The following is a 16,307-nucleotide window of genomic DNA, read 5'->3' on the forward strand; positions in this document are numbered from 1 at the left end:
GCTATTCAGCAATGCCAAAGAACGTTTAAGAAGATGAATCAGAATCGTCAATCGCTTAAGCATCGATTATGGAATGGATTGGGAATGGGATTACTCCTAATACCCATTGTTGCTTATGGGATTCCGCATTTTTTGCGTCCCGATCGCATTGCTGAGACTCGATCGCTGTTTCAAGGCATCGACTATCGGCGAGAGGTGCGATCTCTGCCCCGTCCGATCGTGATTCACATTGTCAAGATTGATTTGACTGCACCCAACGTTCGCGCCTTTGCGACTCCCGGAGCGGCAACCTTCGACAAAACCGAAGTCAACGCTCACACAACGTCTCAGTTTCTCAACGAATTTAGTCTAAAGCTGGCGATTAATGCAAACTTTTTCTACCGCTTTCGTGAAGAAACCCCGTGGGATTATTTTCCGCACGCTGGCGATCGAGTGAACAATGTTGGACAAGTCACTTCTGACGGGCAGACCTATTCTGCCGCAGAATCTGAGTATCCGGCGATTTGTTTTTCATCCCAACGTGCAAAGATTGTAGAAGGCACCTGTCCGGTAGAGACAAGGCAAGCAGTGTCAGGAAACGAGGTGCTGATTAAGGCAGGCAAACCCCTTGCTCAAATGACAAAATCAGATAAGCCTTATCCGCGATCGGTGGTTGCGATTGACGCAACGGGTCAAAAATTATGGCTAATTTTAGTAGACGGCAAACAGCGTCTCTATAGCGAAGGCATGACGATCGCAGAACTCACTGATTTTGTCCGACAGTTGGGCGTTGATTCGGCCCTCAATTTAGATGGAGGCGGATCGGTGACGTTGGCAGTTTCCACACCATCAGGCACAAAAATTCTCAATTCCCCCATTCAGAACAAGATTCCGATGAATGAGCGCCCGATCGCGAGTCATTTAGGGTTTTACGCCGAGTAATTCATCTCAACACCCATCCCAAAAATTGTTCTGTGTAATAGAGCGCTAACTGATTACTCACGCCATTAAACACCGCATCAAATGCATGATCTGCCCAGGGAATTTCTAGAAAAATGGCACGACTGCCGACAGACTGTAGACGATCGAATAAGCTTTTACCAAATTTTGCTTGCACAATGTGATCACGACCGCCATAAATCAGCAGAGTAGGGGGAAGCGGGCGAGTCACCCACTGGTAGGGAGACGCTCGTCGATATAAATCTGGCAACTCGTCAGGAGTGCCACCCAGAAAAGCTTTGAGAGTCGCACGAGAATTGATCGGGTCAGGGTTAGGCGGTTCTCGGTAGCCGATCGTCAACTCAACGGGGCCATAATAGTCAACGACCGCTTTAATGGGAGGTGCATCTGATTGAAACGCCGACAGCAATGCTAAATGAGCACCTGCCGATCGTCCCATTACAGCAATTCGATCACGATCGATATCATAATCATCAACATGATTCAAAATGTGGGTAAATGCAGTGTTGATATCATCCAACTGGGCAGGAAATTTGTATTGAGGCGCATGACGATAATCAATCGCGACCACTACATAGCCTCGCGCTGCCATATAGCGACTAAAGGCTGCATTGCTATCAGGAGTGCCATATTGCCATGCGCCACCATAGATCATGACGATCGTCGGATATTTCCCTTTCTGCAACGGTTGATAGAGATTAAGCGTTAGTGGAACATTATCAGGAGCCGCAAACTGAATCTTTGACGTATAGCGAATATCGCTGTCAGGAATTCCACGAAACAGATCAAACAATAGAGGATCAGGACGCATCATTGCTCGTTTAGTTTGCGGAATCTGATTTATGTAATCTGCACCTAACGTTGACTGCATCGCTATACTAAATCGCTGATTTGTAGACGGAAATTGCAGTAAAGGCAATAGGCTTAATATCAACGCCACAACACTGCCAACGAGCAATAGACGAGAAAGCCAACCCTTGCGGAGAAATCTTAAAAGCAGGAGAATCGCGATCGCATTCACGCCAACTAACCAGGGACTGATCTCTGGCGCACCCACTCCTAGCGGCAACAAAAATAGTGTTGGTGCTGGGATCACAATCCATAGTGAGAGAAACAACCCGATCAGACTCAGTGCCGAAGGAATAAAACTAGCCAGAAGAAAGGCAAAGATCGATGCCAACGATCGAGTTTTTCGGAAGCGTGGCTGATTTTCCTGCGACATTTGCCCCCTATCGATTCGAGTCAGTTTGCGAGTCATAACGACTGCTGTAATGTTATCAGCGTTGCCTGCGATCAGGATGAACTTCTACCGTATTTTCTATCGCTGAAGCCTATTTTTTCGGCTCCTTCGTCGCTTTTTTACCCCTGCTGGGGCCTTTAGTCAAAATCGTTATGACTATGATATAGTTGTTACAGTTCGTATTGAATCTGTAGTCTCACTTTGAGACAGTAGACCTACTGCTAAGGAGAATTTTTCCCATGACCCATGCCAACGAAGGATGTCTACGGGTCGGTCAACCCGCTCCCGAATTTACAGCAACGGCTGTCGTCGATCAAGAATTCAAGGACATCAAGCTGTCTGACTATCGCGGCAAATATGTGGTTTTGTTCTTTTACCCTTTAGACTTTACCTTCGTTTGCCCGACTGAGATCACGGCATTTAGCGATCGCCATCAAGACTTTAGCGCCATCGGCACCGAGATTTTAGGGGTGTCTGTCGATAGTGCATTTTCGCACCTAGCTTGGATTCAGAGCGATCGTAAATCGGGCGGTGTTGGCGACCTCAACTATCCTCTCGTGTCTGACATCAAGAAAGAAATCAGCCTTGCTTATAACGTGCTCGACTCAAATGAGGGCGTTGCATTGCGCGGTCTGTTTATCATCGATAAAGACGGCGTTATTCAACACTCAACGGTTAACAATTTGTCGTTTGGGCGCAGCGTTGATGAAACCCTCCGCACTTTGCAAGCAATTCAATATGTGCAGTCTCACCCCGATGAAGTCTGCCCCGTAGGTTGGCAACCTGGTGACAAGACGATGAACCCTGACCCTGTGAAGTCAAAAGAATTTTTCGCAGCCGTGTAGTCGATCGTTAATATAAGTAAGTGGATGGTAGTCAATGGCTACTGTCCACTATTTTTTGAGAAAAAGGTGTTATATGTTGACTTTCACTGACTTTAGCGGTTTATTTAATCGGCGTTTTTTGAATAATCTCTTTCCGATTCCGGCAACCAATCGGTTAGCGTTGGGTTTAGTGACTCCTGGGTTTGAGTTATCTGACATCACCCACGATCGTCAAATTAAACTGTCTGATTATAAAAACGATCGTCCTGTGATTCTTGCCTTTACTCGCATCTTTACTGAAAAGCAATATTGCCCGTTTTGCTTTCCTCACATTAAAGCCCTCAACGAACAGTATCAGCAGTTTGTCGATCGTGGGGCAGACGTGTTGATGATCACAAGCACTGACCCCCAGCAAAGCAAAAAAGTTGTTCAAGATTTGGGGCTAAAAATGCCTTTGTTGAGCGATTCTAGCTGTCGCGTGTTTCGCGATTATCAGACGGGTCAAGCGCTGGGCGCACCGTTACCTGCTCAGTTTTTGCTCGATCGTCAAGGCATTCTCCGCTATAAGCATTTGTTTTCGTTTCTTAATCACAATGCTAGTGTAGACACATTGCTATCTGCGTTAGATCGGGTGTGAATTAAATAAGATATAAATCTTGTGGAGTAGGCATCTTGCCTACACAGAGACAGTGGGACGGCTATCCCACTTTGCTTAATCCAGAATCCCAAGGATCGTCTCAATTAACGCTGGAAGATGATGCGGAGAATTAACAATGAAGTCAGCCCCGTGAATGGTTAACTCTGACGCTGTTCCATAGCCGTAAGTAACTCCGATCGCGCAAACACTATTCTGTTTTGCGCCAATCATGTCATGTTTACGGTCGCCAATCATTACCGCATCAGTTGATACGATTTGTTCTGTTTGTAAAACATAATGAATCAAATCGCCTTTGTTACTGTGAGTTCCATCTAATTCACTGCCGTAAACACGATCGAACCATGACGACAATGCGAAATGATCAATAATGCGGGTCGCGTAAATGTGTGGTTTTGAAGTTACAACAAACGCCCGAAAACCATCAACACGAAACGATTGTAGAATCTCTGGAATCTGAGGATAGAGCGTGTTTTCAAACAGTCCGATCGTAGAGAAGCGATCGCGGTAGAAAGACAACGCACGATCGACGATCGCCCGATCTGAAGTCTGCAATAGCTCTGCAAAACTCTGCTGGAGCGGAGGGCCGATACACCAACACAAATCTTCAGCATGAGGTGGAGTGTAACCGAGTTTAGACAACGCATATTGAATGCAGCGAGTGATTCCAGGCTTAGGATCAGTCAGTGTTCCGTCTAAATCGAATAGAACCGCGCGAGAAAGTGTTTTGCTAGGCATTAAATTGACAGGAGTACTCTATGATTTTCGACCAATCTGAGTTTGAAATCCGGTGCGAATGGGGAGAACAAGGCGTTGCACAATTAGCGCCGATTAGTGATGTTGTGATTATCATAGACGTTCTCTCGTTCTCAACCTGTGTTGAAATCGCCAATAGCCGAGGCGCAATCGTCTTTCCCTATCTATGGAAAGATCATTCTGCTCAAGATTTTGCCACCTCAATAAATGCAGAACTCGCAGATAGACGCAACAGTGGTAGTCGTTATGAACTTTCCCCGGCATCCCTGGCTCAGGTTGCAAACAACACTCGATTGGTGCTGCCCTCGCCCAACGGTTCCACGCTCAGCTTAAAAACGGGCAAGACTCCAACTCTAGCTGGCTGCTTGAGAAATAGTCGAGCGATCGCGGCGACTGCCACAACTTATGGCAAGCGTATCTCTGTGATCCCGGCTGGAGAGAAATGGCAGGATGGCAGCCTTCGCCCTTCTTTTGAGGACTGGGTTGGGGCAGGGGCAATTCTCAGTCATCTCAAAGGAAATTTGTCTCCAGAGGCACAGGCTGCAATTGCAGCTTATCAAACTGCTCAATCAAACTTGAAATCACTTCTCAAACGCTGTAGTTCTGGCAAAGAATTAATCGAGAAGAGATTTGAGCAAGATGTTGATCTGGCAACCGAATTAGAGGTAAGTGATTGTGTTCCCACGTTGGTGAATAGCGCTTATGTCGATCGAGCAGCACAACAAACTCCATAACTGAACCGAGATGACAAGATGACGCTTTATGACACGATCGGCAAACACTACCTTCCAGATCACTTGAACATATATTAAGAAATTATTAAATCTGACATCAAAATATATCTTAGATTACCTGCTTTTCAAAAATCGTTATGATACCTTGATCTTAGTATACTACACAAAATCGATAGACTTACTGTAGTTTCATTGAATACGTTATGCTGCGACAGGTTCTCAAAGTCTAGTTGCTACTGTCGCTATTAAACCACCTTGATTAATCCTTTCAATTCATTGACTCAGCGACTGTTTAATATGTCAACTTGCACTCGTCAGTTCGATCGCCGCAATCCCATACTCCTCATTCACGGACTTGATGGCAGCAGATGCGCTTTTCGGAGAATGTTACCCGATCTAATGGAGTCAGGCTGGAAGGTTTACAGCTTAGACCTTGTTCCTAATGATGGTGGAGCGAAGCTAGAGTATTTAGCAGAGCAGGTTGCTGACTATATTGCTCAGACATTTGCGCCGAGGCAAGCGATCGATATTGTTGGCTATAGCATGGGCGGAATTGTGGGTCAGTATTACATTCAGAATCTCGGTGGAATCGATCGAGTCCAAAGATTGATTACGCTTTCAACGCCTCATGCAGGTTCCTGGTGCGCTTATCTTCGCAACAATGCAGGCTGCCAGCAACTTCGTCCAAATAGCGCTTTCTTGAAGCAATTAAACCAGCGATCTGAAATGCTGAAACACCTTAACTTCACTGCAATTTGGTCGCCCTTTGACGTGTTGACAATGCCGATCAGTCGATCGCAGTGGGTGGTCGATCGCAGTGTTCAAATTAACGTTTTACGACACAAGCGAATTCCCAGCGATTCTAGAATATTCCAAGCAGTGATGGATGCACTTCTAGAACCACATCAAGATAAATCTCAAGCGTTGACTCGCTCAACTTCGGCAGTGTTCTCGACACAAGAGCAAACATCATCAGAAGTATTAGCTGGAGCCATATCATAATCACATTTTATAAACAGAAGTGATGCAAATGTACACCAACGATCAAGCCTAGCAGAGTCACTAGCGAACTATTCCCTGACCCCATGCTTAATAGGGTGGTTTCATACAACAGAGGAAAAACATAGAAGCCTGATTGCTTGATTTTGGGGCTAGGGGGCAAAACTATTCTGCTTCTCACGACTGGTTCGGGATTGGTATACATGAGAAAACTGTTTACTTACAACGCATAAAGGGAATCTTGAGCTTACAGAACATTCTAAAAGCCGGGAAAAATGTATGCCCAAGATCACCGCTCTTCGATGGTTATCTCGTTTGAAAGTCGGGCAGAAGATCAGTTTAGGATATGCACTTGCGCTGGGTATCGCAGTCTCAGGCACGATCGTGGGCTTTGGTATTGGCAATCAATATCGCCAACAGGCCTCGCAGAGACAAAAGCACACGCGTAACGAAGTGGAAATACTTCCAAAGAGTCAAACTTTGACCTAAAAGCTGCTGTGGAGAGCGACGACGAAGTTGGAGTTCTTGCCCAGTCTTTTAATCACCTAATTCATTCCGTTAAACAGCTATTAACGCAACAACAGATTGCCAATGATCAGCTCGCTGCTTATAACCAAACCTTAGAACAAAAAGTTGAGGAAAGAACCCAAGAACTTAGTGGTAAAAACAGCCAGTTGCGAGAGCTTCTAGAAAAACTGCGTCAATCTCAAGTTCAAATTGTGCAAAGCGAAAAAATGTCGAGCTTAGGGCAATGAGTGGCAGGCGTTGCCCATGAGATCAACAATCCGGTCAACTTCATTCACGGTAACTTGACTCATGTACAGGACTATGCGGACAACCTACTAAATTTTGTGCAACTGTACCAAAAGCATTATCCTAATCCGATCTCTGAAATCACCACAGAAGCCGAAGAGATTGACCTGAAGTTTTTGCAGGACGATTTGCCCAAACTCCTCAGTTCGATGAAAATCGGCACCGATCGCATCCGTCAAATTGTCTTGTCGCTCCGCAACTTTTCGCGGATGGATGAAGCCGAATTCAAAGCGACAGATATCCATGAAGGCATTGACAGCACGCTACTGATTTTGCAACACCGCTTAAAAGCTAGACCAGAACGCCCAGAGATCGCAGTCATTCGAGATTATGGCAATCTGCCCTTAATCGAATGCTACCCCGGACAACTCAACCAAGTATTCATGAATATTTTGGCGAATGCGATCGACGCCCTCGAAGAACTCAATTCAAAAAAACCGTATCAAGAGATTCAGAGTAGCCCCACTCGCATTACGATTCGTACCTCTGCGGTGAATTCACACTGGACACAAATTGCGATCGCCGACAGTGGAACCGGGATTCCCGAATCGATTCAACACCAGATCTTCAATCCATTTTTCACCACAAAACCTGTTGGTAAAGGAACGGGAATGGGAATGGCGATCAGCTATCAAATCGTCACAGAAAAACATGGTGGCAAGCTTACTTGCTCTTCAAGACTGGGAGAGGGAGCAGAGTTTGTGATTCAAATTCCTATGCGACAGCAAGCCTTCAAAGCAGTTTAACAAGATGACTTGTAATCTTTTGCAGGAAATTTTATCTGAAAGTAGAGCAGCCGGGTATTGATCTGCATAGATTTCTAAATGCGTTGATCGTTGGGCTTCAACCTCGAAAAACCTGCCGACAAAATCCGTCACAATGAGGGATGAGCCACTAACGCTGAGATCATAGAGACCCATGACGATCGCCCCCCTAAGTTGGACAGAACTCGCAGCCCTCACAGACTTTCAAATCGATCCCGTCAACGGTGCCACCAACGCCCAAGCCCACTTACGCTTATTTGGTCAAACTGAAGCCGCTGTGCGGGTGACACTCTACCGCGATAACCACGCCTGGTGCCCCTATTGCCAGAAAATTTGGCTGTGGCTAGAGGAGAAACAAATCCCCTACCGCATCGAAAAAGTCACCATGTTCTGCTACGGGGAAAAAGAAAGCTGGTACAGGCGCAAAGTGCCATCAGGGATGCTGCCCGCGATCGCGCTAGACGATCGCATCATCACCGAAAGCGATGACATTTTGATTGCCTTAGAACAAGTCTTTGGTGCTTTAGGTGCGGGCATGGAAGATCCCGCTGTCCTTCCCTTGCGACGGCTAGAGCGACTGCTCTTTAGAGCCTGGTGTGCCTGGCTTTGTCGGCGGGCAGGTTCGTCGCGAGAAGAGCAGCGTCACCGCGATCAGTTCATTAGCGTGGTCGCGAAGGTCGAGGAAGCGCTCGATCGCACTCCAAGTCCTTACTTCCTCGATGAGTTTGGCACTGCCGATGTGATCTTCACGCCCTATGTTGAACGCATGAATGCTAGTTTGTTCTACTACAAGGGCTACTCTCTGCGAGAAGACAATCCTGGCTTGGCTGCCTGGTTTGCGGCGATGGAAAGCCGCCCCACCTATCGGGGCACTCAGAGCGACTTTCATACCCATGTGCATGATTTGCCGCCGCAAATGGGAGGCTGCTGGGAGAACAGTGAGCCGCAAACGCAACTCAACCAAGACCGCGTAGATCACGGCCCCTGGGATGGGCTACCCGATGTCACGTATCCAGAACCAGAAACCTCTCGTGCTGAAGCACTACACCGCGTGATCAAGCACCGAGCCAATATTGTTCGAGTCAACCCTGCTGATGACCCTTTAATAGACGAAGCTCTGCGGTGTGCCCTCACTCAAATGATGACGGGTGAAGCCTGTATGCCACCGTCAGGGTCTGATCTTGCCCTGCGATATTTGCGCGATCGCATCAATGTGCCCCGCGATATGTCCATCTATGCCGCCAAGCGACTGCGGGAATCTCTAGAGAAAACCGCTGCTCTGGTGGGCGATCGTCAGAGTCCGCTGTTACCGACTCAACATCGGCGAGACCAAGACCCGGCTGATTTTGCTAGGAGTTAACGTCAGTTCGACAGAAGTGGGTTGCTCCGGTTGTGAATTCGGGAGAGCTACCTAAATCCTCCAAAATTTGGGGACTTAGAGCCAAGACTTCCGGTTCAAAGTCCCCCAGAATGGGGGATTTAGGGGGCAGAAGCCGCTGACAAGGCAGCGAAAAAACTCGTCGTTCTGCAACGCCCCAAAGATTTAATCATTCACAGCCCGATCGCCCCTTAAAAAGTAAGCGGTGATCTGACAACCTGCGCCTAGTTCGCTGACAATTTCTAGCTGTCCGCCCATTGCTGCCGATCGTTCTTGCATTCCTTGAAGTCCATATCCCGATCGCAGTTGATTGGTCTGAAAGCCTTTGCCGTTGTCTTGAAGCGTCAGCGATAATCCTTCAGCCGTGGTTTGAATCTGGATCTGAACGATCGTCGCTTCGGCGTGTTTGCAGATATTGGTCAGTCCCTCTTGAATGATGCGATAAACGACCTGATTGACCGCGCTCGAAAGGGGATGTGACAAATCAATTTGGCACTCTGGCAATACATCAGTCAGGTGATAAAACTCTTCAGCTAGGTTGACGATCGCCGCTTCGAGCAATTGTCCTTGAAGGGGATCGGCCCGAATGGCGGAAACCGATTCACGCACGGCTTGCAGGGCTTCAGAACCCAGTTGTTTCGCTTCGGCTAATAGCGATCGTGCCCGATTGTGGTCTACATCCCAGAGAGCTAAAGCCGTCTCCATTTGCACATTCAGCGCAACGAGAGAATGCCCCAGCGAGTCGTGAATGTCACGGGCGATGCGATTGCGTTCCTCGATTGCCGCCATTTCCTCAATGCGTTGATTGAGCGATCGTTCTTGGTCGAGCGATCGTCGGAGTTCGGCTTCTGTGTGCTGCAATCGCCGATTTTGATCTTGCAGTTGCAGTTGTAGGCGGCAAAGCTTGAGTTGATGCTCGATCCGCACCAAAACCTCCTCAATCTGAAAGGGTTTGGTAATAAAGTCAACGCCTCCAACCGAGAAGGCATGCACCTTATCAAGGGCCTCATTCAACGCACTGATAAAAATAACCGGAATTTCCTGCATTTGGGAATCGGACTTGAGGTGCTGACACACTTCGTATCCAGTCATTCCAGGCATATTGATGTCGAGCAGAACCAGATCGGGCGGTTGAGCTTGCATTCCAATCAGCGCGATCGCACCGTTGGTAACACTCCGAACTTCGTATCCCTGATCAGCAAGCATGGCTGACAGTAGCCGAAGATTGTCTAAAGTGTCGTCTACGATTAGGATGTCTCCCTTGACTGATGGGATGCACTGCATAATGTCTGGCAGAATTAGGCGAAGTATTAATTATCACACGACTGCTAACAGAGGCTACAACAAGCGGTGTTAACTGTGATAGATATGAAATTAAGACCACACGATAGATACGACGATCGATCTATAGAACGTGCTTGGATTGATCTTAAGAGCAGCGATCGAGAATGAGTTGATATCGTAAAGAAACATTACTTTTAGACGACCAAAATAATTCTTATCGCACTTCAAAAAATAAGCAATAAGTCATACACAGAGAGTTTCCTAGCCTTTGTTTCACTCAAACAGGTGATTTTGTTTGCGATCGTTCATCTCTTAGATTGGGTCAGGACAATTTATTGAATTTGAGAGATGTTTAAGCTAGGTTGTTTTAACAGTCCTTAGCTTCGTTGCTGACCCACCCAGAAATCAATTTCTGGGCTAATAGCAAAAGTCCGATGAATCGGACTGAGAGACTGTTCAACCCATTTCAATGGGTTTTAGCTATGAGCCTGGAAATTGATTTCCGGGCGAGATGAAACCGTAGCGAGAAGGTGTTAGAACACGCCCTAATATTCGCACCACACAACACCCGTTTAATTTGAGGAGTTTGGGTATGCGTCCTCTCACCCATCGGCTTTCAAAGCTTGCTAAAAGTGTGCCACTACGCCGCGTTCTGGTGGTGCCGTTTGTCCTGCAAATTTCGTTAGCGGTTGGGCTGATCGGGTGGCTATCGATTCGCAATGGGCAACAGGCAGTCAATGAGGTCGCCGTACAACTGCGGAGCGAAATCACGGCTCGAATTCAACAATATTTGCAAACCTATGTTGAGACTCCTCACAAAATTAATCAACTCAATGCCGATGCGATTCGACTGGGTGAAGTCAACCCTCAAGATTTTGCAGCGTTAGAAGAACACCTTTGGTATCAACTTGAAACTTTTGACACCGTGACCGCCGTTTACGTTGCGTCAGAATATCGAGAACACGTTGCGGTAGAAAGAGCAGAAGATGGTCGCTTTCAAGTCAAAGTATCAGGTGATTCTACAGGACACGCAGTTAAGATCTATGCCGCCGATCGCCCAGGACATCGCACCAAACTCTTAAGATCTAAGTCTAACTATGATCCTCGGACTCGCCCCTGGTATCAATCTGCGGTCAAGTCGGGAACCGCAAACTGGGGCGGAATCTATAAACTGTTTGCCACACCTCAATATGTGTTGAATGCCAGCTTGCCGATCTATGACGATCGTCGCAAGCTGTTAGGCGTGGCTGCCGTAGATTTCTCACTGACGGGAATCAGTCAATTTCTCCGCAGTCTCAAAATTGGACGATCGGGCGAAACATTTATCCTCGAACGTCGCACCGGGTTACTCGTCGGCAGCTCTGCGACTCAACAACCCTTTGTGATTCAAAACCCGACTGCGCCGATCAATCAGCAGACTCCGATTCGGGTCAAAGCCACCGAAAGCAGCGATAGCTTGACGCGACGCACTGCCAAATATTTACAACAACGCTTTGGAGACTTGCCGCAAATTGATCAGACTCAACAACTAGATTTTGATCTCGACGGTGATCGGCAATTTTTACAAGTTGTGCCGCTTAAAACAGTTCAGGGGTTAGATTGGCTGATCGTCGTGGTGGTTCCAGAACGGGATTTCATGGATCAGATCAATGCCAACACTCGCACCACGATCGTGCTGTGTCTGATCGCGTTTGCCCTAGCAACTGCTCTGGGCATTTTGACCGCTCGCTTGATTTCCCAACCCATTCTGCGGTTAGGAAGCGCAGCTAAAGCGATCGCCGCCGGAGATTTAGACCAAACCGTCTCGGTCACTAGCACCACTGAGTTAAATGGGTTGGCTCAGTCCTTTAACCAAATGGCGCAGCAATTGCGCGAGTCTTTCTCAGCCCTGGCGCGAACCAATGAGGAATTAGAAGACCGGGTTGAGCAGCGAACCACTGAATTGGGCGAAAAAAATTCGCTGCTTCAGCAAGAAATCAGCGATCGCCAAAAAGCAGAGGCGGCGTTGAAAATGTCTGAAGCAGAACTCCGGCTGATGTTTGCAGCGATGACCGATATCGTAGTGGTTTTCGATGCAAAGGGGCGTTATCTGAAGTATATGCAAACGCAATCCTTCACTTATACGTCTGATGTCGATCTAATTGGTAAAACTGTTCATGAAGTTTTATCTGAATCGGTTGCAAACACAATCACAGATGCAATTCAGCAAGCGTTACATCTCCGAAAGCAGCCTAATGCTTCTGATAGCACTCGCAAAAATATTTTTGTTGAATATCATCTCTCGATCGGTCATCAAGAAACCTGGTTTCTAGCCAGCGTCGCGCCGTTGTCAGACGATGCAGTGCTGTGGGTCGCTCGTGATATTAGCAAGCTCAAAAAAACCGAGGCGGCACTCAAACAAGCCAAAGAATCTGCCGATGCTGCCAACCTTGCTAAAAGCCAGTTTCTCTCAAACATGAGCCACGAACTTCGCACGCCGCTGAACATTATTCTCGGCTTTACTCAATTGCTGTTGCGGCATCGATCGCTCAACCCTCAACAGCAAGATTATCTAGACACAATTAATCGCAGTGGCGAAGACCTGCTGACTTTAATTAATGACGTGTTGGAAATGTCTAAAATTGAAGCGGGTCGCGTGACTCTGAATGAAACAAACTTTGACTTTTACGAACTCCTCGATCGGCTGCGTCAAATGTTTGATCTCAAAGCTCGATCGCGAGGGTTAGAACTCGTTCTAGATCGCTCCGACGAGGTTCCTCAATATATCTGCATGGATGAGAGCAAGTTACGCCAGATTTTAGTCAATCTGTTAGGTAACGCCATTAAATTTACGCAGATTGGAAGCGTAACGCTGCGAGTCACCACCGACCAAACTGCGCCCGATCGCTCCATCATCCTGCGCTTTAGCGTTGAAGACACCGGGTGTGGCATCGCTGAAGCTGACCTTTCACCCCAAAATGGCTCTGACACAGCCCCCTTATTTGAGCCGTTTGTGCAGACAGACGCGGGTCAAAAAGCTCAAGAAGGCACAGGCTTGGGGTTGCCGATCAGTCAGCGATTTGTGCGGCTGATGGGCGGAGATTTAACGGTGAAGAGCACGTTAGGAGAAGGTTCGATCTTTACGTTTGCGATTCCAACTCACCCTGCAATTCTAGAGGTCTTGCCCACCTTTACTCCCAGTCGGCAAGTCGTCAGCCTAGCAGCAGGACAGCCTCACTATCGCATTCTAATTGTTGAAGATAAATTAGAAAATCGACGGCTGTTAGTCGAGTTATTGGCTCCGATCGGGTTTGAGTTACAAGAAGCGGTAAACGGACAAGCGGCGATCGAACTTTGGCAAAGCTGGGCACCTGACTTGATTTGGATGGATCTCAGAATGCCCGTCATGAATGGATTTGAGGCAACCCAGCACATCAAAGCCGCCAATAATTCCGCCCCAGTGATCATCGCGCTGACCGGAAGCGCCTTTGAGGAAGATCGCTTAACCGCTCTGTCTGTCGGCTTTGATGATTTTGTGCGTAAGCCCTTTCGGACGAGTGTGATCTTTGAGAAGATGGCTGAACACTTGGGCGTTCGCTATGTTTATGCCGACGAGTCAGACGATCGTCAAAATGCGTTATCCCCGGATCCTTCTCTTACGCCTTCAGACTTGAGTGAGATGCCGATCGAATGGATCGACCAACTGCATCAGGCAGCACTCCGCATTAATGCAAAGCAGATTTTGCTGCTGATTGAGCAAATTCCTGAACCCTATGATCATCTCGTTAAAGCGCTGACCGATCTCGTCGATCGCTTCTGTTTTGAAGAAATCATCGCGTTAACCCAACGGTAGGGACACGGCATGCCATACCCCTACGTAAACTTTGCTGTCGAATCTCTCACAATTGGGGAAATTACTTCTAACCTTAGAGATTAAGGAGTCTAAAAAGCTTTTTGCACAAAGTTGGTTGTTTCAACTTTATCGATGCATCTGCAAAAATCTTGTTTAGGTTCGGCTCCGACTGTCATCGCAAACAAGGGATGAAACCATGTCTCAACATCATGCCGCAGAATTTTTTAAAGCGGTTAAAAAAGACCAGGCTCTGCAATCAAGATTGAAAGCAACCAGCGACCCGATCGCGTTCGTTCAGATTGCCGCCGATCAAGGCTATCACTTCTCAGAAGACGAGTTAGAAAGCGCTCTCGATCAGCTTTCTGAGGCTGAACTTGCAGCTTTATTTAACCCTGGTGTAGGAAGTCGCGAACGAATAGTTCCCCGATAGCTGGGTGGAATTGAATAGAAGACCCTCATCCCCAACCCTTCTCCCCAAGGAGAGGGGAGCCAGAATTCAAAGTCCCTCTCCTTGGGGAGAGGGATTTAGGGTGAGGGTAGCTGTGTTAACAACAATTGCCCAGTTAATAGGTGAAAATTATCGGATGGAATATCTATCCGCGCTTTGGCTTGCGCTGATGATTTGACAGATAAGTAATCACTAATAGAGCAAGCCCAATCAGTGCAAACGAGAAAATCGTGGTCAGAGTACCCAAGGCATATAGGGCAGGAGACGTGACATTGGTAGTCATGCCAAAAATTTCGAGGGGAAGCGTATTGGTGTCACCCGATGCCAGAGATGTGCGCGTAAACTCGTCGTAGGACAATGTAAAACTGAGGAACGCCACACCCACCACACTAGAGACAATCAGTGGAAACACAATTTGCCAGAATGTAGTAACATCATTGGCACCCAGGTCACGAGAGGCTTCTTCGTAAGCTGGATTAAACCGCCCAAAAATTCCTAACATAATTAAGAACGCAAACGGGATAGTCCAGGTGAGATGCGCTCCCAACGCTGAGGTATACCAGGCGCTTTCTAAACCTACTAAGTTAAACACCACCGCAATCCCTAATGAAATCAAAATGCTGGGAACAATCAGGCTGGAAATGGTGAGGTAAAAAATCCAATTCGATCCTTTGAATCGGCTGCGAAACGCCATTCCCGACATAACGCTGAAGATGACGGTCAACACCATGACAATCAATCCTAAACAGAGCGATCGCCAGAAAGCATCAGTAAAGTTTCCGACCCGTTGTTCTTCAAACACAGACTGCATCCACATGAAGCTAAACCCTTTCATAGGAAAGGTTAAGTTGCCTTCAGGGCCTTGCAATGACAGGATGAAAACGGCAGACATCGGGCCGTAAAGGAACAGAACAAACAGTCCAAAGAAACCTGCCAGCAAGTAATAGGAGAGTGGGCGTTTTTTCTTTTCCATAATTCCTTTACAGTTCTTTGCGAATATCAACAACACGCAAAATAGCAGATACCAAAATTAGCGTAATCATTAGCAAAATCACAGCATTCGCGGCAATCCTCGTGTCCAGCAATCATTCTCAGAACAGTCGTTTTACCGCAACCACTTGGGCCTAAAAGACAACAATATTTGCCAGCCGGAATGTCGAGCGTCACGTTTTCAACGGCTATTACAGAACCGTATTTTTTGGTGACCGATCGTAGAGATACCCCAGCGGCGGCTTGCGCCAAAGCTTGCTGAATATCAGTCGCAGATGAGGCAGTTCTGTTTACTCCAACCGTTTTTCTTCCAGCATCAATGGTCATAGTTGCTCCTGAACAAAAAGAATGGATGTCATGAAACCTGATGAACTCAGTAAAGGTCTCTAAATGAATGCTCTAAACTAGTTGGAAGACTGCCTGACGAGGATTTACTTAAAAGCCTCTGCGGTGTCAACATGCTCCTGGGTGATGTCTACTTAAACTGACTAGTAAACTATTAGATCCAAAGAGGTTCTAAAACTGACATCTCCGATACAATCTCTGTTAACTAAGTTGTGAACAGTAATTGTATACAACTTTTGTACACGGCTTCTAATATCAGAAAAGTGTTTCTGGATACAATTCAACAATTTTGATCAAGAATGTGAG

16 protein-coding genes are annotated in these 16,307 nt (G+C 47.0%); 11 read left to right on the plus strand and 5 right to left on the minus strand.

All coding sequences use genetic code 11. The features are described from left to right. The first annotated feature begins 33 nt into the window (after window positions 1–33). Window positions 34–921, plus strand: a complete 888-nt coding sequence (locus tag BRW63_RS10195; RefSeq protein WP_073070815.1) for a phosphodiester glycosidase family protein — start codon at window positions 34–36, stop codon at window positions 919–921. Between the two features lies 1 nt (window position 922). On the opposite strand, the gene BRW63_RS10200 is transcribed toward BRW63_RS10195, so the two are convergent. Beyond that, complete coding sequence (locus tag BRW63_RS10200; protein WP_223257345.1) at window positions 923–2,197, minus strand: alpha/beta hydrolase; 1,275 nt, start codon at window positions 2,195–2,197, stop codon at window positions 923–925. Window positions 2,198–2,418: 221 nt separating this feature from the next. Here BRW63_RS10200 and BRW63_RS10205 point away from each other — a divergent pair, with 221 nt between their 5' ends. Both BRW63_RS10205 and BRW63_RS10210 read left to right on the plus strand, forming a co-directional pair. Continuing rightward, window positions 2,419–3,024, plus strand: coding sequence for a peroxiredoxin (locus BRW63_RS10205; RefSeq protein WP_073070817.1), 606 nt, complete (start codon window positions 2,419–2,421; stop codon window positions 3,022–3,024). A gap of 73 nt (window positions 3,025–3,097) precedes the next feature. After that, complete coding sequence (locus tag BRW63_RS10210; protein ID WP_073070819.1) at window positions 3,098–3,640, plus strand: peroxiredoxin family protein; 543 nt, start codon at window positions 3,098–3,100, stop codon at window positions 3,638–3,640. A 75-nt stretch (window positions 3,641–3,715) separates the two neighbouring features. Here the strand turns inward: BRW63_RS10210 and BRW63_RS10215 are convergent, their stop codons facing one another. Then, the gene (locus BRW63_RS10215; RefSeq protein ID WP_073070821.1) at window positions 3,716–4,396 is read right to left on the minus strand and encodes an HAD family hydrolase; all 681 of its coding nucleotides are present in this window, start codon (window positions 4,394–4,396) and stop codon (window positions 3,716–3,718) included. Window positions 4,397–4,416: 20 nt separating this feature from the next. On the opposite strand from BRW63_RS10215, the gene BRW63_RS10220 reads away from it, so the two are divergent. From BRW63_RS10220 to BRW63_RS10245, 6 genes are all read left to right on the plus strand, one after another. Then, window positions 4,417–5,148, plus strand: a complete 732-nt coding sequence (locus BRW63_RS10220) for a 2-phosphosulfolactate phosphatase (RefSeq protein ID WP_073070822.1) — start codon at window positions 4,417–4,419, stop codon at window positions 5,146–5,148. A 297-nt stretch (window positions 5,149–5,445) separates the two neighbouring features. Continuing rightward, window positions 5,446–6,150, plus strand: coding sequence for an esterase/lipase family protein (locus BRW63_RS10225; RefSeq protein ID WP_073070824.1), 705 nt, complete (start codon window positions 5,446–5,448; stop codon window positions 6,148–6,150). A gap of 276 nt (window positions 6,151–6,426) precedes the next feature. Continuing rightward, window positions 6,427–6,636, plus strand: a complete 210-nt coding sequence (locus tag BRW63_RS10230) for a hypothetical protein (protein WP_073070826.1) — start codon at window positions 6,427–6,429, stop codon at window positions 6,634–6,636. Window positions 6,637–6,644: 8 nt separating this feature from the next. Beyond that, entirely contained in the window at window positions 6,645–6,902 is a 258-nt protein-coding gene (locus BRW63_RS29790; protein WP_073070827.1) for a hypothetical protein, read from the plus strand. Beyond that, window positions 6,903–7,706: a sensor histidine kinase gene (locus BRW63_RS10240; protein ID WP_073070829.1), complete on the plus strand. Its 804-nt coding sequence runs from the start codon at window positions 6,903–6,905 to the stop codon at window positions 7,704–7,706. A gap of 172 nt (window positions 7,707–7,878) precedes the next feature. Next, on the plus strand, window positions 7,879–9,084 hold the full coding sequence (locus BRW63_RS10245) for a glutathione S-transferase family protein (RefSeq protein WP_073070831.1): 1,206 nt from the start codon (window positions 7,879–7,881) through the stop codon (window positions 9,082–9,084). A 183-nt stretch (window positions 9,085–9,267) separates the two neighbouring features. Here the strand turns inward: BRW63_RS10245 and BRW63_RS10250 are convergent, their stop codons facing one another. Further along, entirely contained in the window at window positions 9,268–10,386 is a 1,119-nt protein-coding gene (locus tag BRW63_RS10250; RefSeq protein ID WP_073070832.1) for an ATP-binding response regulator, read from the minus strand. A 592-nt stretch (window positions 10,387–10,978) separates the two neighbouring features. On the opposite strand from BRW63_RS10250, the gene BRW63_RS10255 reads away from it, so the two are divergent. Continuing rightward, window positions 10,979–14,218, plus strand: a complete 3,240-nt coding sequence (locus BRW63_RS10255) for a hybrid sensor histidine kinase/response regulator (RefSeq protein WP_073070834.1) — start codon at window positions 10,979–10,981, stop codon at window positions 14,216–14,218. A 196-nt stretch (window positions 14,219–14,414) separates the two neighbouring features. Continuing rightward, on the plus strand, window positions 14,415–14,648 hold the full coding sequence (locus tag BRW63_RS10260; RefSeq protein WP_073070836.1) for a Nif11-like leader peptide family natural product precursor: 234 nt from the start codon (window positions 14,415–14,417) through the stop codon (window positions 14,646–14,648). A 163-nt stretch (window positions 14,649–14,811) separates the two neighbouring features. Here the strand turns inward: BRW63_RS10260 and BRW63_RS10265 are convergent, their stop codons facing one another. Continuing rightward, window positions 14,812–15,639: an ABC transporter permease gene (locus BRW63_RS10265; protein WP_073070837.1), complete on the minus strand. Its 828-nt coding sequence runs from the start codon at window positions 15,637–15,639 to the stop codon at window positions 14,812–14,814. Window positions 15,640–15,665: 26 nt separating this feature from the next. Next, complete coding sequence (locus BRW63_RS10270) at window positions 15,666–15,983, minus strand: ATP-binding cassette domain-containing protein (protein ID WP_083582839.1); 318 nt, start codon at window positions 15,981–15,983, stop codon at window positions 15,666–15,668. Between the last annotated feature and the right edge of the window lie 324 nt (window positions 15,984–16,307).

The sequence above is a fragment of the Phormidesmis priestleyi ULC007 genome (assembly GCF_001895925.1).
GTDB lineage: Bacteria > Cyanobacteriota > Cyanobacteriia > Leptolyngbyales > Leptolyngbyaceae > Phormidesmis_A > Phormidesmis_A priestleyi_A.